Source organism: Streptomyces sp. LUP47B, assembly GCF_001746295.1.
GTDB lineage: Bacteria > Actinomycetota > Actinomycetes > Streptomycetales > Streptomycetaceae > Streptomyces.
On record NZ_MJAH01000025.1, the window covers coordinates 21,575 to 39,478 of the forward strand.

29 protein-coding genes and 1 pseudogene are annotated in these 17,904 nt (G+C 69.5%); 29 read left to right on the forward strand and 1 reads right to left on the reverse strand.

Annotation, left to right across the window (positions count from 1 at the left end; translation table 11 throughout):
• Positions 1-91: 91 nt before the first annotated feature.
• The 28 genes and pseudogenes from BFN33_RS44825 (at position 92) to BFN33_RS44955 (ending at position 15,907) form a co-directional block, all read left to right on the forward strand.
• The gene (locus BFN33_RS44825) at positions 92-1,072 is read left to right on the forward strand and encodes a ParA family protein (RefSeq protein ID WP_079141353.1); all 981 of its coding nucleotides are present in this window, start codon (positions 92-94) and stop codon (positions 1,070-1,072) included.
• Entirely contained in the window at positions 1,069-1,998 is a 930-nt protein-coding gene (locus BFN33_RS44830) for a hypothetical protein (RefSeq protein ID WP_069765989.1), read from the forward strand. Before BFN33_RS44825 ends, BFN33_RS44830 begins: the two co-directional genes overlap by 4 nt.
• Before the next feature lie 819 nt (positions 1,999-2,817).
• Positions 2,818-3,141 (forward strand): hypothetical protein, encoded by a 324-nt coding sequence (locus BFN33_RS44835; RefSeq protein ID WP_141758068.1) that lies wholly within the window; start codon positions 2,818-2,820, stop codon positions 3,139-3,141.
• A gap of 249 nt (positions 3,142-3,390) precedes the next feature.
• A complete protein-coding gene (locus BFN33_RS44840; protein ID WP_069765991.1) occupies positions 3,391-3,930 on the forward strand; it encodes a hypothetical protein in 540 nt (179 codons plus the stop codon).
• A 131-nt stretch (positions 3,931-4,061) separates the two neighbouring features.
• A complete protein-coding gene (locus tag BFN33_RS44845; RefSeq protein ID WP_069765992.1) occupies positions 4,062-4,328 on the forward strand; it encodes an excisionase in 267 nt (88 codons plus the stop codon).
• A gap of 204 nt (positions 4,329-4,532) precedes the next feature.
• The gene (locus tag BFN33_RS44850) at positions 4,533-4,892 is read left to right on the forward strand and encodes a hypothetical protein (RefSeq protein ID WP_069765993.1); all 360 of its coding nucleotides are present in this window, start codon (positions 4,533-4,535) and stop codon (positions 4,890-4,892) included.
• A gap of 76 nt (positions 4,893-4,968) precedes the next feature.
• Positions 4,969-5,373, forward strand: coding sequence for a hypothetical protein (locus BFN33_RS44855; protein WP_069765994.1), 405 nt, complete (start codon positions 4,969-4,971; stop codon positions 5,371-5,373).
• A gap of 26 nt (positions 5,374-5,399) precedes the next feature.
• Entirely contained in the window at positions 5,400-5,657 is a 258-nt protein-coding gene (locus BFN33_RS44860; protein WP_069765995.1) for a hypothetical protein, read from the forward strand.
• Positions 5,654-6,316, forward strand: a complete 663-nt coding sequence (locus tag BFN33_RS44865; RefSeq protein WP_069765996.1) for a hypothetical protein — start codon at positions 5,654-5,656, stop codon at positions 6,314-6,316. Before BFN33_RS44860 ends, BFN33_RS44865 begins: the two co-directional genes overlap by 4 nt.
• Positions 6,313-6,444 carry a hypothetical protein gene (locus tag BFN33_RS54985; RefSeq protein ID WP_256123045.1) on the forward strand — a complete coding sequence of 44 codons (132 nt, stop codon included), beginning with the start codon at positions 6,313-6,315 and terminating at the stop codon, positions 6,442-6,444. The genes BFN33_RS44865 and BFN33_RS54985 overlap by 4 nt, the downstream gene beginning before the upstream one ends.
• Positions 6,441-7,205 carry a hypothetical protein gene (locus tag BFN33_RS44870; protein WP_069765997.1) on the forward strand — a complete coding sequence of 255 codons (765 nt, stop codon included), beginning with the start codon at positions 6,441-6,443 and terminating at the stop codon, positions 7,203-7,205. The genes BFN33_RS54985 and BFN33_RS44870 overlap by 4 nt, the downstream gene beginning before the upstream one ends.
• Positions 7,198-7,422 (forward strand): hypothetical protein, encoded by a 225-nt coding sequence (locus tag BFN33_RS44875; RefSeq protein ID WP_069765998.1) that lies wholly within the window; start codon positions 7,198-7,200, stop codon positions 7,420-7,422. Before BFN33_RS44870 ends, BFN33_RS44875 begins: the two co-directional genes overlap by 8 nt.
• Positions 7,419-7,790 carry a hypothetical protein gene (locus BFN33_RS44880; protein WP_069765999.1) on the forward strand — a complete coding sequence of 124 codons (372 nt, stop codon included), beginning with the start codon at positions 7,419-7,421 and terminating at the stop codon, positions 7,788-7,790. The genes BFN33_RS44875 and BFN33_RS44880 overlap by 4 nt, the downstream gene beginning before the upstream one ends.
• Positions 7,791-7,839: 49 nt before the next feature.
• Positions 7,840-8,127, forward strand: a pseudogene (locus BFN33_RS54990) (WhiB family transcriptional regulator); the annotation flags it as partial.
• 176 nt (positions 8,128-8,303) lie between these two features.
• Positions 8,304-9,116 (forward strand): hypothetical protein, encoded by an 813-nt coding sequence (locus tag BFN33_RS44890; protein ID WP_069766000.1) that lies wholly within the window; start codon positions 8,304-8,306, stop codon positions 9,114-9,116.
• Positions 9,117-9,249: 133 nt separating this feature from the next.
• Positions 9,250-9,438, forward strand: a complete 189-nt coding sequence (locus tag BFN33_RS44895; protein WP_069766001.1) for a hypothetical protein — start codon at positions 9,250-9,252, stop codon at positions 9,436-9,438.
• Positions 9,439-9,453: 15 nt separating this feature from the next.
• On the forward strand, positions 9,454-9,918 hold the full coding sequence (locus BFN33_RS44900) for a hypothetical protein (RefSeq protein WP_069766002.1): 465 nt from the start codon (positions 9,454-9,456) through the stop codon (positions 9,916-9,918).
• Between the two features lie 149 nt (positions 9,919-10,067).
• Positions 10,068-10,928, forward strand: coding sequence for a hypothetical protein (locus BFN33_RS44905; RefSeq protein ID WP_069766003.1), 861 nt, complete (start codon positions 10,068-10,070; stop codon positions 10,926-10,928).
• Between the two features lie 94 nt (positions 10,929-11,022).
• A complete protein-coding gene (locus BFN33_RS44910) occupies positions 11,023-11,538 on the forward strand; it encodes a hypothetical protein (protein ID WP_069766004.1) in 516 nt (171 codons plus the stop codon).
• The gene (locus tag BFN33_RS44915) at positions 11,535-11,939 is read left to right on the forward strand and encodes a hypothetical protein (RefSeq protein WP_069766005.1); all 405 of its coding nucleotides are present in this window, start codon (positions 11,535-11,537) and stop codon (positions 11,937-11,939) included. Before BFN33_RS44910 ends, BFN33_RS44915 begins: the two co-directional genes overlap by 4 nt.
• Positions 11,940-12,133: 194 nt before the next feature.
• Positions 12,134-12,493, forward strand: a complete 360-nt coding sequence (locus BFN33_RS44920) for a hypothetical protein (protein WP_370743382.1) — start codon at positions 12,134-12,136, stop codon at positions 12,491-12,493.
• A 5-nt stretch (positions 12,494-12,498) separates the two neighbouring features.
• Complete coding sequence (locus tag BFN33_RS44925; protein ID WP_218109080.1) at positions 12,499-13,059, forward strand: DUF1643 domain-containing protein; 561 nt, start codon at positions 12,499-12,501, stop codon at positions 13,057-13,059.
• 14 nt (positions 13,060-13,073) lie between these two features.
• The gene (locus BFN33_RS55735; protein WP_370743383.1) at positions 13,074-13,391 is read left to right on the forward strand and encodes a response regulator transcription factor; all 318 of its coding nucleotides are present in this window, start codon (positions 13,074-13,076) and stop codon (positions 13,389-13,391) included.
• A 72-nt stretch (positions 13,392-13,463) separates the two neighbouring features.
• On the forward strand, positions 13,464-13,721 hold the full coding sequence (locus BFN33_RS44935) for a hypothetical protein (RefSeq protein WP_069766007.1): 258 nt from the start codon (positions 13,464-13,466) through the stop codon (positions 13,719-13,721).
• Entirely contained in the window at positions 13,718-14,443 is a 726-nt protein-coding gene (locus tag BFN33_RS44940) for a hypothetical protein (protein ID WP_069766008.1), read from the forward strand. The genes BFN33_RS44935 and BFN33_RS44940 overlap by 4 nt, the downstream gene beginning before the upstream one ends.
• Complete coding sequence (locus tag BFN33_RS44945; RefSeq protein WP_069766009.1) at positions 14,440-14,868, forward strand: hypothetical protein; 429 nt, start codon at positions 14,440-14,442, stop codon at positions 14,866-14,868. The genes BFN33_RS44940 and BFN33_RS44945 overlap by 4 nt, the downstream gene beginning before the upstream one ends.
• On the forward strand, positions 14,865-15,263 hold the full coding sequence (locus BFN33_RS44950) for a hypothetical protein (protein WP_069766010.1): 399 nt from the start codon (positions 14,865-14,867) through the stop codon (positions 15,261-15,263). Before BFN33_RS44945 ends, BFN33_RS44950 begins: the two co-directional genes overlap by 4 nt.
• On the forward strand, positions 15,260-15,907 hold the full coding sequence (locus tag BFN33_RS44955) for a nuclease-related domain-containing protein (RefSeq protein WP_069766011.1): 648 nt from the start codon (positions 15,260-15,262) through the stop codon (positions 15,905-15,907). The genes BFN33_RS44950 and BFN33_RS44955 overlap by 4 nt, the downstream gene beginning before the upstream one ends.
• Positions 15,908-16,244: 337 nt before the next feature.
• Here BFN33_RS44955 and BFN33_RS44960 read toward each other — a convergent pair whose 3' ends face one another.
• Positions 16,245-16,532: a hypothetical protein gene (locus tag BFN33_RS44960; RefSeq protein ID WP_069766012.1), complete on the reverse strand. Its 288-nt coding sequence runs from the start codon at positions 16,530-16,532 to the stop codon at positions 16,245-16,247.
• A 329-nt stretch (positions 16,533-16,861) separates the two neighbouring features.
• Between BFN33_RS44960 and BFN33_RS44965 the strand changes: the two genes are divergently transcribed.
• Complete coding sequence (locus BFN33_RS44965; RefSeq protein WP_176742633.1) at positions 16,862-17,902, forward strand: hypothetical protein; 1,041 nt, start codon at positions 16,862-16,864, stop codon at positions 17,900-17,902.
• Positions 17,903-17,904: the final 2 nt, after the last annotated feature.

Genomic DNA, 17,904 nt, shown 5'->3' on the forward strand with positions numbered 1-17,904 from the left:
CGCCACTGCCGGGGTGTCCCGAGCCTCGCCATGATCACCGTGTAGGTTCGTGCGCCGAGACCTCACCCACACCCGGCAGGAAGGCGCCCCCATGGCCACTATCGAAGTCCCGCTCACCCTGATGAACCTGGACGGGGTGAAACGCGCCATCGATCGCCGCTACACCCTCATCGACTCCGGCCAGCACGACCCCAAGGTCATCGCCGTCGTCAACGGCAAGGGCGGCGTCGGCAAATCATCCCTGTCCTCCGCCTTCGGAGTCGCCCTGGCCAAACTCGGTCACAAGGTTCTGCTGATCGAGCTGGACGAGCAGGGCAACAACTGCGAAGACCTCGGCATCTCCAACACCGCCCTGAACGACGGGGGTACCGCGCAGGCCTCCGCCATCATCGAGGGCAAGCCGCTTGCCCCGACCGGCGAGGCGCGCCCCAACCTGCACGTCGTTCCGGGCGGCGAAGAGCTCGAAGAGATCATCGAAGAGCTGTACTGCCAGCGCCGCGCCGGCAAGCGACACAGCGATCCCGACGACCGAGACGCCTGGATGGGCATCTACGCTGCCGCTCTCGATGCCGTGCGCGACGACTACGACCTCATCATCCTCGACGTTGCCCCCGGCTCCGACGTCCTCCAGCTCGCCGCCCTGGTCGCCGCCGACTATGTCCTCATCCCCTCCAAGTCCGACCCCTCGAGCAGAAAGGGCCTACGCGCCGTCGCCAAGCGCTTCGCCCGCGCCAAAGAGATCAATGACATTCTCCAGCTGCTCGGCGTCGTCCTGTTCGCCACGAACTCCTCCGCGACCAAGGTCCAGGAGAAGATCCGCGAACACCTCGAAGACGACCTGAAGGGCACCGCACCGCTCTTCGAGCAGACCATCCGCCACGTCGAAGCTGCCGCCGTGGAGGCGCGCCTGCACGGCAAGGTTCCGCAGGAACTACGCACTTCAAAGGAGCTGTCACCTCCGTTGCTGAAGAGCATGAAGGCTCTGGCCGGCGACTACCAGTCGCTCACGATGGAGGTCTTGCAGGAGATGACGGCCCGCCGCGAGAAGGCAGAAGCGGGTGAGGGTGCGTGAGCGACACCAAGAAGCACGTCAACAGCGAGCTCCCGGACCAGGACGCGCTTGCCGCGTTCGCTACCTCTGCCCTCGGCCCGGGACGCCGGCGCCGCCGCGCCCAGGCCGCCGACAGCGCCGCTCCCGCGTCCGGCGCTCCAGCCGTGGATGACGCGGCCCAGGATCCGGAGAAGGAGGCGGAGCAGGCTGCCCCGGACGCCGCCACCGAGGCGCCCACCACTCCGGTGGCCGCGGCCAAGGAGCCTGAGCCGGATCCAGAACCGGCGGCCCGCCCCGAGCCGTCCGCGCCGGCACCAGCAGCCACGGTGCCCACGCCGACCCGGGCGCCCGACACCGAGCCGACAGCCTCACCTCGAGTCGAAGAGGCGGCGCCCGCCGCGCCCGGGCGTGAGGTCGACGTCCGGGCGGTATCGGTGCCCAGCACCCGCACCCCCGTACCCCCCGGCCTCCAGGGCGGACCCGTCGAAGTCCGGGTCCCCGCCCTCGGCCCGGCCGGCGTCCGCGCCACCCAGTGCACCGTCATGGTCAGCAACAGCGTCCGCGACCGGTTCGCCCACTACCAGCTGGCCAAGAAGATGGCGGGGGAGAAGGAGCCCTCCAACGCCCTGGTCGTGCGCCGCGCCTTCCTGTACTGCAAGCGCAAGGACCTGTTCGTCGCCCTCCTCACCGACGTGTACCAACAGAACAACGCCGTCGACGAAGAGGACTACGACGAAGACGGCATGCTCGGCGAGGTCGTCGACCGGCGTGTGGTGCGCGGCCGGCTCAAGGACTCCGGGCAGCAGTCGTTCAGGCCCTCGGAGCAGGAGCTGGTGACGTACGACGCCTACAGCCAGGCGTACGGCTTCCCGTCCCGCTCCGACTTCCTGGGAGCGGTCCTGGACGCCTTCCTGCCCCAACTGCCCGCAGCGGGCCGCCGGAAGTAGCGAACGGGACGCACGGTCCCGCATTCCGTTTCACACGGGGTGCGGGACCGTTTTTGCAGGTCACCCAACCTGTTTGACTGATATTCAAATGTCCCGGTTGCCGGGGTTTTGCCGTCACCCACACGAGTGATCTTCCCCCGGCCCCCTTCCCCTCGCATATATCCGGGCGTTGGGTGGAAATCGCTGCCAGCCCTGGGGACTGGTAGTCGCACGGCCGGGAGGCCGCGTGTGGTTCGCAGCCCACCGCGGCGCATCCCGGCCCACGCGCAACAGCCACCCCCCACACCCGGCCCCGCACCGCGACGCCAGTCCCCCCACCTGCCCGTACAACCCGGCGGGAAAGAACCCTTCCCGCGTAAAGAGATCGGGGATTAGACTCCTGGTCTATCGACCGGGCGTGTGCCCGCGAGGTCTCAAAGGCCCTTCCCTCATCGGGGGGAGGGCTTTCCTCATGCCCCGGGCCCACACCCCACGGCCCGGCAACAAACACGACGACAGGCCGGACCATCACCCGGCCTCCACACCCCAAACACGGACCCGTCACTTCATGGTGTCCTGATGTCAACACACCGTCAGCCTCAGGCCAAACTGTCCAGAATAGGCCGCCAAAACCCAGCCATGCCTTACCCACGGACACACGGAGGTGCAACAGTGGCAGTCCCGCACGCCGGACTGGCAGCTGGCGACAGCGGGATACGGGGCCCGGCCAGCACGCCGACATTGTCCGGGCTGACGAGGACCCTTCCCATCTGCCGGAGGAGCGGAGACGCCTCCATGTCCGCAGCAGAGCCGACCCATTCGGGCCCTGACCATGCCCTGATGGCCACAGTGACCCCGATCGTCCGTACGGCGGCCCGCCCCCCGCGCCGGGAGAAGCGCAGGGAGGCGCTACGCGTGCCGCAGCAGCCCACATCCGATCTCACCCCGCACGAGAAACTCGCCGCGACCGTCGAGGACCTTTTCGCCAAACACGGCCGGTCACTCACGGACCAGGAGACCGCGGAGGACTTCCTGATCACCTTGCAGGCGGTGCGCATCATGCTGAGGGGTGCGCGCGAGCAGGGACTGGTGGGCGAGGAGGCGTACAAGGACCTGGACGTGATGCTGGAGGGCATGATGACCGCGCCCGGTCTGCTGGTGTGACCAGCGGCGCGACCTGATTGTCCGAATACGCCTGGGGTTATCTGTTCTTCACAAACATGACGAAACCGTAACAGTGTTCACGTTGCGTTGATCATTTAACACAGCCCGTTCAACTCCCGTCACACCCATGCCAGGATGGGGCGTCCGGACACCCGGAATACGCAGTTTCCGGCCAACCCGGCGCGCGCCCCCACCCGCCACGGTGCCCCCACGCGCCCCCGGGCAGGCCATGGGGAAGGGGACACCCGCATGGGCCGAAACACCGCAGGCGACGCAGCAAGCGCCCTCCGTCTACTCAACAGCGAAGACCTGCGGGAGAACCCCGAACACGGCCCCCGAGAACGCCGCAGCACCAGCAGCACGCCCGGCACCCCCCTGAACGTCGGCATGGTCGACTACCTGGCCCGCACCGTCAGCGAGATCGTCGACCACGCCACCGCCGTCACCCCCGAACCGGCCCCGCTGCCCCGCCAGATCGGCGACCTGTACACCTGGTTTCTGGACCAGACCGCCGAAGCCGACGACGTGCAACGCCGCCGCCGCGACACCCTCATCGAAACCCACGCCCTGGAACACGCCATACGCCTCGGCGAAACCGAAGAGGTCTGCAAGCACCCCTGCCCCCGCTGCGGTTGCTGGGGCTTGGAATGGGACCACGGGGGTAACCGGGCGCTGTGCCTGAACCGCCGCTGCCGCACCCCAGACGGCAACGCCTCCACCTGGTCCCCGGCCCGGCTCGCCGGGCAGAAGGTCCGGCGTACGGAAATCTGGCGGCGCAACGCAACCTGACCCCCGTCTCGGCGGTCTACCTGACACGACCTACTGCACACACAACGTTCACATCCGGATCCCTTCGGGGGTCCACCCGTTACGGCCGCCGGAGCTGCGAACTGTGGTCGCCGTCCAGGGGAGGCCGCACGATGGCCGCAACGCACTACAGCCCGCTCCCGTACACGCCGGGGATTGAGGACCCGGTCAGCTACAAAGAGGCCTCCGCCCTGCTCGCCCGCACCGGTCACCCGGCGTCGAAGGAGACCGTGGCCCGCTGGGTCCGCGAGGCCAACGCGGGTGAGGAGACCGTCCCGGTGGTGAAGGCCGGCCGCACCGACTACGTGTCCTGGACGGCGGTCCTCGAGCTGCACCGTGACCGGACCGCGGTGAAGCTGAGAGCCTCCTCCAACTGGTAGGCCGGTCGCCCGGCCCCGCCCGGACTCCTCTGCCCTGAAGCCCCACCCCCGTTGCCGTTAGGAATCAGCGGCCCGGGGGTTTTCTCATGCCCACCCACGCACACCATTGCTATGCCATGGGCTATGGGTTACGGTAGTCGTATCGCAAGGCCAGCAACCCCATCGGGGCGCTGACCTCGACTTCTCACCTCACCGGAGCCACCCATGGCCGTGATGACGCACGCCCGCACCCAGGCCACCACCGCCGACTACACCCAGCTCAGCCCCACCGCGCAGGCCGTCATCGACAAGGCCATGACCGACGCCGACAACGCCACCGACACCCGCACATACACGGCCTCCATGGAGTTCGTGGCCATCGCCGCCGGCATTCCGCTCCCCGCCTCCCGCGACCTCGCCGTCTGCTCCTGCCTCACCGACGCAGGCGGCTGCGGATGCGGTGCCATCTTCGACACCGCCCTCCCCGGCCTGGTCGTCACCGCCCCCAACGACCCGGACTGCAACCTCAGCCGCCTCCAGTGCTCGGGATGCGGCCACGACCATCCCCGCCGCATCGCCGACTGACGCACCCACAGACCTCCCGGCGGCGCGTGAAGCCCACACCGCGCCGCCGGGTGAACAACCACCAGGGGAGACCCGCATGCCGAACACCGCCGCGATCCTGCGCAGAGCAGCCCGCCTCATCACCAACCAAGGACTCCACACCGGGGAACAGTTCGCCGGCATCTACACCGGCCTCGACATCTGCGCCGCCGTCTACATCGCCGCCGAGAGCGAGTTCCCCACCGAGTTCTTCAACGACGAGGCCACCTCCATCGCAACGATCGAGGCCAGCCCCACCGCCATGGCCGCCATCAAGGCCATCTCGGACGCCCTCGACTCCCCGGTGTGCGAGACCGCCGACCATCCCGACTACATCGAGCACGTCTCGAACTGGGCCAGCACCCGCGGACCGGGCGAGGAGAACCCGCCGACCGCGAACGAAGTCGTCGGACGCGTCCTGCGCACCGCCGACAAGGCCGACGCCCACCCCAACGCCGCCTGACACCCCCACCCCGGAGACCACCCGCCATGAGCATCACCAGCCCCGAGACGACGACCACCAGCCCCGACGACAACCCGTCCTACCGGGACGGCCGCATCGACGGCGAACTCGCCGCCATCACCCGCCTGTCCTCCCGCCGCGCCCACGCCCGCGCCTCCATGGCCGCCCAGTACGACCAGGCCTACGCCGACGGCTACATGGACGGCTTCCTCGACCAGACCGCCGCCAACGCCGCCCACCGCCTCAAGGCGCTCCTCGCAACCAGCCGGAAGGACCCCCAGTGAAAACCCGCATAGCCCAGGCCGCCTTCGCCCTGACCCTCACCGCGGCCGCCGTCATCGCCGCCCCCCACCAGGCCCACGCCGCCACCGGCCCGGTCGTCTCCGGCACCGGCTGGAAGCTCCAGGCACCCCGCATCACCCACATCGACACGCAACCCCTGACGATCGCGTTCCACGACACAACCAGCCGCACCCGGCTCACCCCCTACGTGAAGAACGTCGCCGCGGAACTCACCTCGTACGGCATCCCGGTCACCGTCTCCAACCGCATCGTGCCCACCGCCGTCGGCAAGTGCCCGCCCAGACACACCATCAGCTACCGGTGGATCAGCAAGCCCAACCCCGACAGGCCCAACCAGTCCTTCACCGGCACCTGCTCCCTCAAGGCCGCCACCTACAGCGCCTACGTCTACATCAACAGCGACTACTGGGCGCCCGGCCGCCGCTTCCACGAGTGGCAGCGCATGAACGTGATCTGGCACGAAAGCGGCCACGCCGTCGGACTCGCCCACCCGACCACGTGCCCCCGCGACAAGGCCGGCCTCCAGCCCCTCATGTGCGGCAACCCCTACAAGGACCTCCGCGACCGCCGCTTCTCGTCGCAGGACGTGACCGGTCTGCGCCGCCTGGTCCTCAACCGCGCCTACTACCCGCCGGCATGACCTGGCCCGACGCCATCGCCCTCGCCATCGGCGTCACCACCCTCTACCTCCTCACCCGACACCAGCACCGGAGCACCACCCACCAGCACGACACAACACCGCAGCAGCAGGACGGAGAACGACCATGAGCAGGACACGCACCGCCGCCAAAACCGCCGACACCACCCCCAGCACCCCGGCGAAGAAGACGGCCGCCGCGCGCAAGACCACCACGTCCGCCTCCCGTCCCGCCGCCCGCAAGCGCACCACCCGCAAGCCCGCCAACAACCGTCCCAAGCTGTCCCTGGTCAAGCCCCGCCCCGAACTCCCCACCCGCGACCTGCCCTTCATGACCGACACCCAGGGCTACGCCACCCTCGCCGCCCTCATGGTCGGCATCACCACCGTCCACATCCGCGACTGGCGCGACCACCGTGACGGCACCTGCACCCGGAAGCTTCGCGACGGCAGCACCCTCCACTACAACTTCGACACCCGCACTCTCACCTGGCAGGCCGTCTGCCGCATGGGCGCCGTCCACCAGTACCGGCTCGCCACCCGCTCCGGAGCCTGCGCCGCCCGCCTCCACGCCGACGCCTGCACCGAGCTCCACGCAGACCTCGCCACCATCCCTGCCCTCACCGCGGACGAACTCGCCGACCTCGGCCTCCTCCACACCCCCACCTGGGCGCAGAACGTCCCCGGCGACGACCCGATCACCGAGACCATCCCCGTCCCCATCCCAACCCCGGACCCGGAACCGCGCGTCCTGGCCGACACCCTCGCCCACTCCGACACCGGCACCGCCGAAACCCAGCCCATGTCCAAGGACGCCATCGCCGAAGGCCTCGCCGCCCGCGCCGCAGCCGCCGACACCGAGACCGCGATGGAGCACCCCGACCATGCCTGAGCACACGCCCGGGTACGTCGCCGCCCTCGCCGCCCAACTCCGCGGCGCCGAGGACGAACTCCAGGAACTCCGCGGCTTCAAGACCGCCGTCACCAACTTCCTCCGCAACCCCGCCATCGCCCTCGACATCCGCCAGAACCTCGCCCGAGACCTCAACCTCCAGAACCTCGCCCAAGCCCTCAACCTCCCCCAACCCGCCCCGGAGAAGACACCGTGAACCGATCCAAGGCCAAAGGCACCAGCGCCGAAACAGCCGTCGTCCGCTTCCTCCGCACCATCGGCTTCATACAAGCCGAACGCCGCACCCTCAACGGCATCCTCGACCGCGGCGACATCACCGGCATCCCCGGCGTCGTCATCGAGGTCAAGAACTGCGCCCGGCAGGAACTCGCCGCCTGGGTCGCCGAAGCCGAACGCGAACGGGACAACGACCGAGCCAGCCTCGGCGTCGTCTGGCACAAGCGACGCGGCAAGACCGACCCCGCCGACTGGTTCGTCACCATGAGCGGCGCCCAGTTCGCCAGCCTCCTCCGCGAACAGCAGGGCCTGCCCGCACTGCCGGACACCGACGACGAAGCCGCGTGACAGACCACACCACCACCCCGCCCAAGCCGACCCTCCCCGGAGCCCCCGAATGACCACCGCCACCCGCCACGCCATAACGGCTGCCGCGCCCGTAGACGACTGGGCCCGGTACGGATCCTGCCGCCAAACCGACCCCGAGATCTTCTTCCCGGTCGGCACATCCGGCCCCGCCCTGAAGCAGACCGAACAGGCCAAGGAGATCTGCACCCGGTGCCCGGTCCGCCAGGAATGTTTGTCGTGGGCGTTGGAGAGCGGCCAGGAGATCGGCGTGTGGGGCGGGTTGTCGGAGTGGGAGCGCGGCGAGTTGTCGGGGCGGGAGCGGCAGTACCGGACGTCGTCGGATGACCGGCCGGCCTGGCAGGTGATCGTGGATACGCGGCTTGACGAGTATCGGGAGTTGGAGGCGGCTGGGTTGTCGGCGTGGGAGATCGGTCAGCGGATGCGGACGAACGCGCACACCATCAACCGGGTCCGTGAGGCACTGGCGACGGAGAAGAAGCAGGCGGTGTCGGCATGAGCGCCCTGAGTGTGGAGCAGCGTGGCGACCTCATCGAGCGGATGCTTCCCGAAGCCGCGAACCTGGCCGTCCTGGTCCACGGCGACGGCGGCCCCGAGGACATCGCTGCGGTCCTGGAACGGCTGGACGACACGGAGAAGAACGCCCTCATCGTCGTCCTGGCCGGGATGGTCGACCCGGACCAGTCCGTGGGCAAGGGCCTGTCCTGGACCGCGGTGACGAAGAACGGTGCTCTGCCGATGCCGGCGTGGCTGGAGCAGAAGCCGCTGCGCGAGCACGCTCCGGAGGCTGCGGAGGAGCTGGAGGAGGACTTCGTGGACTGGGCTGCCGTGGCCAAGTTCGTGAAGGGCTTCCGGGTGGAGATGACGGATGCGGACTTCCTGGCCGCTGTGCAGCGGTGCGTTGCTGCTGGGATGGCTTTGAGCGATGTGGATGAGCTGCGTCGTTGGCCGGCGAAGACCGCGGAGAACTGGGTGAACCGGCTGCGGAAGCGGTACCAGCGTGCGGGCCGGGAGTTCCCGAGTCTGGCTCCGCCGGTGACGGCTCGGGAGTTCACGGAGGAGGAGGTCATCGAGATCCGTACGCGGTCTGCGGGCGGTGCGACGGACCTGGAGATTGCGATGTCGTTCGACTGCAAGCGGGATCTGGTGGCGGCGATCTGCCGTGGGCGCCGGTATCCGCACTTTGGTGGGCCGGTGCGTGAGGGGCGGGGTGCGAGGGGGTTGCAGGCGTCGCGGGACTTCATGTGTGGGCATGGGTCTGGTTCGCAGTTGGGGGTGAAGCGGCATCGGTTGAGTACGGCGGCGTGACGTCGCGCGCGCATCAAGGGGTCTGGCCTTCGGGTTGGGCCCCTTTTCGTATGCCGTGCCGCCGCACCATTGCTATGCCATGGGATATGGGTTATGTTGGCAGTACCGCACCACACCACCCCCGGGGGAACCCATGACCGAGCTGCGCCTACTCGACGCCGACGGCTACACCGTCCCGGGCAGCATCCGCACCACCACCCCGGACACCGACGCCGCGGTCCGCGCCGACCTCAAGCAGCTCGCCGCCGAACACGCCGCCCAGTGGGCCGACTTCGGCTACCGGGCCGCCGACTACCGCGTTCTCAACGACCCGCCCGCCTGAGTACTGGAGAACTGCATGACCGACCAGCCGGCCGCCAAGAAGGCCACCATCACCCTCGACAACGCCAGTAGGGACCGCCAGTTCCCGGCCTACCAGCTCAGCATCAACGCCATGGACGGCGAGGACAGCGGCCACGGATACCGGCTGATGGGCCCCAAGTACCTGGGCCGCAGCAAGAACCTCCGCACCGTCGAGCTGTCTCAGCGGGACGCCGACGAGATCCGGGCCATCCTCGACGAGGTCTTCCCCACCGAGGTCGTCGTGAGCTGCGCGGACGTGGAGTTGGACAGCGGCGAGAACCTGCACGACCTCGGCGTCGGCAACTACCTGGAGCTGGACCGCCTGACGGCGGGCATGCAGCCGGGTACGTGGCGACTCATCGCATACGGGGACGACGAAACCGCGCGCTTGCGCCGCTTGTCGGACAAGGAGATCCGGGCTGCGCGGAACGCTGAGGCGTCTGCCCGCATGTACGAGTGACCACTCCCTGACCCCGGTCCCCTCGCCCCCCTTCGGGGACCGTCCGGCCGCGCACCCCCCTTGCGCGGCACCGCCGCCCGCCCCACACCCCCCTCGGGGCGGGCGGCGGACCACCCCACACCCGCACCAGCCGAAAGGCCAACCTCACCGTGACCGTGTACGCCCTCAAGCACCCCGACGGCCGCTGGCTCTACCACCTGCCCAAGCCCAAGGACTTCCCGTTCAACGTGACCGGCGTGTTCGCGGACGGGCAGCCCATGGGCAAGCTGCCGGGCGACTGGTGGGCAGTCTCCTTCGAGGCGAGCCGGCTGACCGTGACCGGGCAGCCGCGCCCCAAGACCCTCAGCTACACGCTGAAGGCCGCGGACGCCGAGTCGGTCCGCTACCCGGCCACCCTGACCGTCGACGCGTACAACGAGCGTCGCGAGGACGAAGAGAACCTGTGGGAGTTCTACAGCGCGGTCTGTGAGGACCAGCCGGCCGTGGAGCACGTCTACGACGGCCCCGTCATGGTCCTGGAGGGCCGGGAGCCCCCGACTCCCGAAGAACTGCCCTGGCAGGCCGACCTCCCGCACATGCTCGGGTCCCGCCCTGAGTACCTGCACCTGTTCCCCGGCCGCATCAACGGCTTCCGCGACCACGTCCAGCAGGCCATCAAGAAGATGCCGGGCGTGCAGTACTGCTTCGACAACTACCAGAACTACACGGGCCTCCACGTCACGGTAAGGGTGCCGTTTGAGAAGCCCCAAACGCGGTGGCAGGCAGACCTCAGCCGCCGCACCAGCAAGCCGCTGAAGACCGGCCGGAACGTTGCCGTCCTCGTCACCAGGGAACTTCGCCTGCCTGTCCCGGCATCGATCTCCGCCCCGAACTACGAGATGGCCGTGGACGACTGGCACGAGCAGGCCGAGTTCTGGGTGTCCGTGGTCCGGAACGCCTCTGTGGCGGCCTGCAACGCCTGCGGGGGCACCGGGCACGTCCCGGACGGCGCCGAGCAGTACAGCCGCTGATGGCCGCCCTCCTGTTGTGGCCGTTGGCCGTTCTCGAGCTCGCCCCGCGCATCCTCGCCCGCCTGCACACCGCCCTCACCCCGAAGGACCGCCCATGACCGACACGACCCTGACCGCCCTGCATGCGGCGCGTCTGCACGCCGATGAGTCCTGGGCGCTGTTCGCCCTCCAGAAGGCAATACCCGCCGACACCAAGCCGGAGTGGCAGGAGACGGCTACGGACGGGGGTGTGGTGCTGTCCGGTCGGGTGACGGGCCGGCGGGCGGTGTGGGCGTTGGACCGGTTCGCCCGCGACTTCTACCTGAACCTGAAGAACCTAGGGGACGTACGCCCGCAGTTCGACATCACCCAGCCCGGGCGCACGGTGTTGGTGTGGCGGTATGGCGGGGTGTGGGTGGAGCTGTGGCACCCGGAGACGGCCGTGGACGCCCCGAAGGCCGCTGAGCCCGTACACGACGCTCCTGCGCCGCCTGTGACCGTCCAGGCCACCCCCGAACCCACGCCTGAGCCTGCGGCGCCTGTCCGCTCGCCTGTCCGCTCGCTCATCAGCCGCGCATCCGGCCGGCTCCCCTACACCCACACCCGACGCAAGGAGACCCCAGCAGCATGACCACCACACCCGAAACCGAGACCGACACCCGGATCGCTGAGACCCCGGAGCAGCTGCTCCACGACCTCGGCGAGCTCCACACCCGCACCCTCGTATCCCCGCTCCCGAAGCACCCCGCCGCGATGGGCTGGCAAGCCACCACCGCATCGATGGCGGCCGGCTTCGCCCGCGCCCTCCACGCCCTGAACGAGACCAGCCCGGCCAAGGCGCAGGAGATCACCACCTGGTTCCAGGGGCCGTTCGAGGAAGGCCCGGATCCGGAGGAGCACACCGACTGGCTCGAGCGGTACGTGGCCCAGGGCCCGGAGCTGCTGGAGCAGTGGGTTGAGGACGGCCGCCGCATGGCCGCCGAATCCGCGAAGAACACCGACGCCTGGGAGAAGGAGCACAAGACCGCATGAGCATCTACCACCCGCCCGTCGCCGAACACGAGACCGTCGTGGCGGCCGCCCTGCACGTCGTCCAGGCCACGCACTACAGCCGGGCCGACGACCCGCACGAGGACGCCTCCTACGAGTACGCCGTCGAGCAGCTCGCCCTCGCCGCCCGCGCACTCGCCGAGGCGGTGGAGCGCAAGCCGGCCGACGAACAGCCCATCGGCTGGACCAAGGGACGCGAGGCCGAGCCGACGGTCGTGGCCATCTGCGGGTCCACCAAGTTCATGGCGGAGATGACCGAGGCCGACCTTCACGAGACTGCGGCCGGGAACATCGTCGTCAAGCCGGGCTGCAACATGAAGGAGGAGCACCCTCTGTGGGCGGATCCGCTCGAGGCGGAGCGTCTGAAGGGCCGCCTGGACCAGCTGCATCGGGCCAAGATTCGGCTCGCTGACGAGGTCCTGGTGGTGGGGGACTACATCGGGACGTCCACTACGTCGGAGATCCGGTACGCGCGGTCTCTGGGGAAGCCGGTGCGGTTCACGCACCCGCAGGTAGACCCGGACGGTGGCCAGTGAGCGTGATGGCCTTGATGCCGACCGACGCCGAGCTGGACGTGCGTGTGGAGCAGGAGGAGGACCTGGCGGGCGGGCTCGCGGCCGCGGTCCTGTCGGAGGACGGCGAGTACCGGTACCTGCTGACCCGGGTGTGGGACCGGAAGCGCAAGCCGATGGTCGTCGTGATGCTCAACCCGTCCACGGCGGACGCCTTCGTGGACGATCCGACGATACGGCGCCTGGCCGGCCCGAACGGGTTCGCGCGGCGGCACCGTGCGGGCGGAATCGTCGTGGTCAATCTGTTCGCCGTCCGCTCTACGGACCCGCGCGCCCTGCTCCACCACGAGGATCCGGTCGGCCGGTACAACGACGCGTTCATCCGCCAGGCCACCGACATGGCCGGCACGGTGGTGTGCGCGTGGGGCGCCGCCGGAGTCCAAGACGGGCGCGGCCCGCAGGTCGTGAAGGCGCTCAAGGCCCGCAGGGTGCCGCTGGCGTGCCTGGGGATGACGTCCACCGGGCAGCCCCGGCATCCGCTGTATCTGCCGGGTGCTGCGGCCCTCGAGCCGTACGGGCTGGCGTCGTGACCGCCCCGGTTCAGGTGGGCCCGTCGCCGCAGGGTGGCGGGCCCGATCCGTCTCCGGCTCTGAACCTCTTCCCGCAGCACCTCGAGCTGCTACGTCTCTCTGCCAATGGCCGCAGCACCCCAGAGATTGCTGAGGCGTTGTTCCTGTCCCGGCACACGGTCAACGACTACTGGCGGGAGATCTACCGCCGGTTGGGGGCGAAGAACCGGGAGAACGCGGTGGCCATCGCTCTGGTGCGGGGTCTAGTGAGGCCGGATGAGGTGGAGTTGCGGGCGCCGCGCCGCCGTTACGAGTCGCCGAAGGCTGGGCTGACGCCTCGCCGAACGCCCTGAGGTGCCACGTTTTCGCAGGTCGCACCCGTACGAGCCGGTAACCCCAGTCATGTCACGCCCCGGGAGGGCGCCATGCCTCGCATTCCACCCCTGGTCGCCGACGCCCTCCTGGCCGGCGCCATAGCCCTGACCATCGCCGTCGTGTGGATCTACACGGTCGGCCCGATCAGTCCGGCCGCGGTCGTTATCTGCGCGGGCGCGGCCGTCATCGCCTCCCTCGCCGTGGAAGCCGCCGTCCGGGAGATACGCCGCCGCAGGAGGGCCCCGATCATCCGCCGCTGGACCACCACCCGCCACCGCAAACCCCGACTCCCTGGAGGAGCACCGTGAAGCACCGAACCGAAACGACACCGCCACGCCTGACCGCGGACCAGCTCCGCCAGTTGATCGCCGCCGAAAAGGCGGGCGTCAGGCCGCCGTGCTTTCTGTGCGGGGAGCCCGTCCTGGACCAGAAGTTCCTGCTCGGCACCGAGGACGAGAACGACCGGCTGCTCGTCAACTCGCCGTGCTTGCACGCCATGGCCTACGGGGCGGAGCTCGCCGTGCAGGTCGAGGCCCAGATGCGGATGGAGGCAGCAACCGAAGCGACCGAGCCCGTGGATACGTGCCGGCCGGTCGTGGTCGACGGGGAGACGATCCGCGTCCGCGGTACCGGCGAACTGTCCCCCGAGGGGCAGGAGGCGTTGGCTGCGCTGGTGCGCGTCGCGAAGACCACGTTCGAGGCGGAGGCCCCGGAGATGGTCGGGGAGTTGCAGAACCGACTGCGCCTGGCGCACCAGGCCCGCCGGGCGAAGGCGCACCAGCTGGACGAGATCCGCCGGGCTCTGTGTGATGCGGGGTTCATGGAGGACGACGACCCGTACAGCCACGCCGATTTGGCGGATGTGGTCCGGCAGGCGGGCGAGTTGGTGGGGCCGTTGCTGGCGGAGGTGAAGGCGGCCCGCAAGTTCGCGGCGGAGATGCGGGACTTCTGTTCCCCGCACGGCGTGTCCGTCGACTATGCGGACCAGCTCGAGGCCGCCATGGACCGGGCGAAGAGGAGGGCGGCGTGAGCGAGACGGGCGAGCTGGACAAGACGCGCCGCTACCTGCGCCCCGTACGCGCCACGATCATCTCCGATGACCCGGCTGGCGTGCATCTGGCCGTGTACTCGTGGCTGGAGATGTTCGACGCATGGGTGACCGGCCCGGGGATCTGCGGGGAGTCGATGCAGCAGGGCCCCCTCCCCGAAGGTACGGCGGTGACGTGCGCGTCGTGTCTGGCGTATCAGCCGAAGTACGAGCGGTATCTGGCGCCCGGCTACCGGCCCGGGGACGACGACCCCGAGGTGCTGCGGGCCAAGCTCGAGCGGATCCGTGCCGAGGTGCGCATGCTGTGCGACTGCTGCGGGGACAACCGGGAGCGCATGGGCCGCATCCGGGCCGAGCTGGGCCTGAGTACGGAGGGCTACGTCCGTGAGGCCGGTGAGGGCGAGTGAGCGTGTGGGGCACGATCTTCGACCTCGAGGACAATCCGCCGTACCGGTACGAGGGCTCGCACGTTCTGCCGTCCGTGGACGGACCGCGAGATCCCGGCTGCCCCGTGCAGCTGGCGGAAGTCCCGTCACACATCACCCGGGACGGGCGTGACGACCAGCCTGAGGATGGGGCGCCGTGGCCGTGGCTGCGGGCCTCTCTGGGCCGGGAGGACGCCGTGCTGGACCGGTCGCAGGTTCAGGGCCTGTGGGAGGCCATGGGCGCCTGGCTCGAGCAGACCAAGCCCCCACCACCCCCGGCCCGGCATGTCGGTGGCGGGGCGAACGCGGAGGACTGCCCGGGCTGCAAGGGCACCAACCCGCCGTACCCGTTCATCTGCCCCGGGGAGGACCGGTGAGCGGGCCGGGGCGGGCGCCGGTGGAGTGGGCGGACAGGGAGCGCCGCAACGCCAGGAAGGGGGTACGGCGGAAGGTCCTGGCCTGGGCCGGCCTGAACCCTGCGGCGAAGCGCGCGGACGACCTGATGGTCCGGGCGCGGCATGGTGCGGTGGGCGAGGAGTGGACTGCCGCGCTGCTCGCGCAACTCCCGGCGGGCTGGACGGTGTTCCACGGACGGAAGCTGTCCGGCTTCAGCAACGACTACGACCACGTCCTCATCTCCCCCTGCGGGACCGCGGTGGTGACGCTGGATTCGAAGCGCTGGCATGCCGGCCTCGAGACGGTACTGGTGCGGGGCCGGGTGTGTTGCGGTCGGGAGGACCGGCATAAGCAGGTCACGGCGGTGGCCCGGTATGCGGGCCGGTTGGAGCGGGCGTTGAATCTGCCGGGGGTTCAGGTGTTGCCGCTGCTGGTGGTTCACGGGTCGCGGGTGCGGGGCGGTTTCCTGTCGGCGCGTGTGCCCGGCTGGGAGGGTGTGGTGCATGTGCTGGGCCCGGAGTATCTGGTGCCGACGCTGGTCGCGGCTCCGCGGGGGGTGCATGTGGGGCGTGCTGCTGCGCTGGTCGCGCATGTGGACCGGGTTCTTCCGGCCGGGCCGGGGTGAGGCGTACGGTGGGCGGGCGTTACCGCCTGGGGGGCACCCGTTGTGCGGGCCGTCAGTCTTCGGACTGGCGGCCCGCTTTCGTGCGTTCCGGGCCCGGGCGCAGTGATGCCCCGGTCTCGACGGGGGTTTGCGAGGCCGGGGCGTACGGCAAGTGTGGCATGCGGGACTGACAGTGGGCTGTGATGCGGGGCCGACCGGTCCTCCGCCGACAGAGGACCGGCCACCATGCCCGGCACGCCTACCCCGTCTTGCCGTTCTGGCACGCGGAGTTGGGCGTGGGGTCTGGGGTGCGCCGCTTCCCCTCGGGCACACTCCAGGCCCCACGCATTTACCGTGGCTATCCCCAGGTGGTGTCGAGGGGTGTGAGCAGGTTGCCGACGGTGTCGGTGACGGGCTGCACGATGGGGGTGGTGTCGATGGGCGGGGTTCCCCAGGTGGTGTCGTTCGCGGTGTCGGGGGCACCCCACGTGGTGTCCGGGGGTCCGGTGATCAGGTCGGCGGCCAGGGCCGTTCCGGTGGCGGCTGCGGCGGCGAGGCTGAGGCCAGCGGCGATACGGCGCAGGCGGCTCAGGCGGCGTAGTGGGGCGGTGGCGGGTCGGGTGGCTCGGTGTCGTCCTTGGCTCACGGGTGTCCTCCGGTGGTTGGTTGTCGTGAAAAAGATAGTGGGGCGTCTGGCCCGGTTCTCGTGCTCCCGTCCGCCTGCTGCGATCCCTCAACTGCGGTCCCGTTTCCTGGCAGTGGACGGGTGCAGTGCGAGAGAAGGAGGGGGGAGTACGAGCGTCGGGGGACGCCCCATGAGGATGCTGCCGTAGGCTGATTTCACTCTCAACGGTTATCGGATGCTTGTTTGTGCATTGCTTCTTCGTGCAGTGCGCCGCCTTGTTTTGACGGGGGATCATAGCGTTGGCCATGGATTGCACAGGCGGTGACAGACCTGTTCTGTCGCAGGGCGCGGTGGACGCATTCGCGCTGATCGCAGCGGGTTTGCCGGTCCCGGAGGGGGATCAGGATTGCGTCAACGAATTGATCACCTGGGGATACGTGGTGATCGATTCCGAGCACGGAAACAGACCAGTGGCACTCGACCCGGACGACGTCTCCCGCCGGCTCCTCGAACAGGAACTGCGTGAAGCGAACCGGCGCGTCCAGAAGATGACGGTTCTTCCGTCGATCACGCAGCAATTGGCGGGCCCTTTCCAGCGGGCCAAGTTGCGTGCGGGCGGGGGATCCGAGTACATCGCGGACGCGGCCGTGGTCAATGCCCGCCTGGACGATGTGGTGGGCTCGGCGGAGTGGGAGATCCTCGCCGCGCAACCGGGCGGGCCGCGTACGGAGGTTCAGCTGAACCGTTCCGTCGAACGCGACACCGCCGCCTTGGAGCGGGGGGTCGCGAAGCGGACGCTGTACCGGGCGACGGTCCGCGACAATGCGATCACCTGCCAGTACGCGCGCACCATGACCACCCGCCCGACGGGCAAGTCGGCTGAGTTCCGTACGCTGGTCGGCCCGTTCGAGCGGGCCATCATCGTCGACCGGCGGGTGGCGTTCATCTCCAACCACCTGGTGGCCGGCGCCCCCGAGCATGCGGCCTGGCAGGTCACCGACCCCGGTGTGATCGCCTACATGGTCGCGGAGTTCGACGCGAAGTGGCGGCGCGCGGACCCGTGGCACGGGGAACTCGCCCGCCGCGGCCGGGAGGAAGTCGACACGGTGTCCGGGCCGGCCGCGGTCCGCACCACGCCACGCCAGCGGGAGATCCTGCGGGACATTGTGGTGGGGCGTGCTCAGCAGGCGACGGCGCAGCGGTTGGGGATTTCGTTGCGGACGCTGGGTGTGGAGATCGCGGAGTTGAAGTCGTTGTTCGACGCGGAGAGTCTGCCGGAGCTGGCATTCCGGTGGGCGTTGTCTCCGGACCGGCTGGTCGACGACACCGACCACACCACCGACGTGGGCGGGGCGGGGGCAGAGGGCGAGGGCGAGGAAGCGGCGGCCTGAGA

Excerpts from the sequence above, each read along its gene's own strand:
- BFN33_RS44825 (WP_079141353.1), top strand. The coding sequence starts at position 92 with ATGGCCACTATCGAAGTCCCGCTCACCCTGATGAACCTGGACGGGGTG.
- BFN33_RS44835 (WP_141758068.1), top strand. The coding sequence starts at position 2,818 with ATGGCCACAGTGACCCCGATCGTCCGTACGGCGGCCCGCCCCCCGCGC.
- BFN33_RS44840 (WP_069765991.1), top strand. The coding sequence starts at position 3,391 with ATGGGCCGAAACACCGCAGGCGACGCAGCAAGCGCCCTCCGTCTACTC.
- BFN33_RS44845 (WP_069765992.1), top strand. The coding sequence starts at position 4,062 with ATGGCCGCAACGCACTACAGCCCGCTCCCGTACACGCCGGGGATTGAG.
- BFN33_RS44850 (WP_069765993.1), top strand. The coding sequence starts at position 4,533 with ATGGCCGTGATGACGCACGCCCGCACCCAGGCCACCACCGCCGACTAC.
- BFN33_RS44855 (WP_069765994.1), top strand. The coding sequence starts at position 4,969 with ATGCCGAACACCGCCGCGATCCTGCGCAGAGCAGCCCGCCTCATCACC.
- BFN33_RS44860 (WP_069765995.1), top strand. The coding sequence starts at position 5,400 with ATGAGCATCACCAGCCCCGAGACGACGACCACCAGCCCCGACGACAAC.
- BFN33_RS54985 (WP_256123045.1), top strand. The coding sequence starts at position 6,313 with ATGACCTGGCCCGACGCCATCGCCCTCGCCATCGGCGTCACCACCCTC.
- BFN33_RS44870 (WP_069765997.1), top strand. The coding sequence starts at position 6,441 with ATGAGCAGGACACGCACCGCCGCCAAAACCGCCGACACCACCCCCAGC.
- BFN33_RS44875 (WP_069765998.1), top strand. The coding sequence starts at position 7,198 with ATGCCTGAGCACACGCCCGGGTACGTCGCCGCCCTCGCCGCCCAACTC.
- BFN33_RS44890 (WP_069766000.1), top strand. The coding sequence starts at position 8,304 with ATGAGCGCCCTGAGTGTGGAGCAGCGTGGCGACCTCATCGAGCGGATG.
- BFN33_RS44895 (WP_069766001.1), top strand. The coding sequence starts at position 9,250 with ATGACCGAGCTGCGCCTACTCGACGCCGACGGCTACACCGTCCCGGGC.
- BFN33_RS44900 (WP_069766002.1), top strand. The coding sequence starts at position 9,454 with ATGACCGACCAGCCGGCCGCCAAGAAGGCCACCATCACCCTCGACAAC.
- BFN33_RS44910 (WP_069766004.1), top strand. The coding sequence starts at position 11,023 with ATGACCGACACGACCCTGACCGCCCTGCATGCGGCGCGTCTGCACGCC.
- BFN33_RS44915 (WP_069766005.1), top strand. The coding sequence starts at position 11,535 with ATGACCACCACACCCGAAACCGAGACCGACACCCGGATCGCTGAGACC.
- BFN33_RS44925 (WP_218109080.1), top strand. The coding sequence starts at position 12,499 with ATGGCCTTGATGCCGACCGACGCCGAGCTGGACGTGCGTGTGGAGCAG.
- BFN33_RS44935 (WP_069766007.1), top strand. The coding sequence starts at position 13,464 with ATGCCTCGCATTCCACCCCTGGTCGCCGACGCCCTCCTGGCCGGCGCC.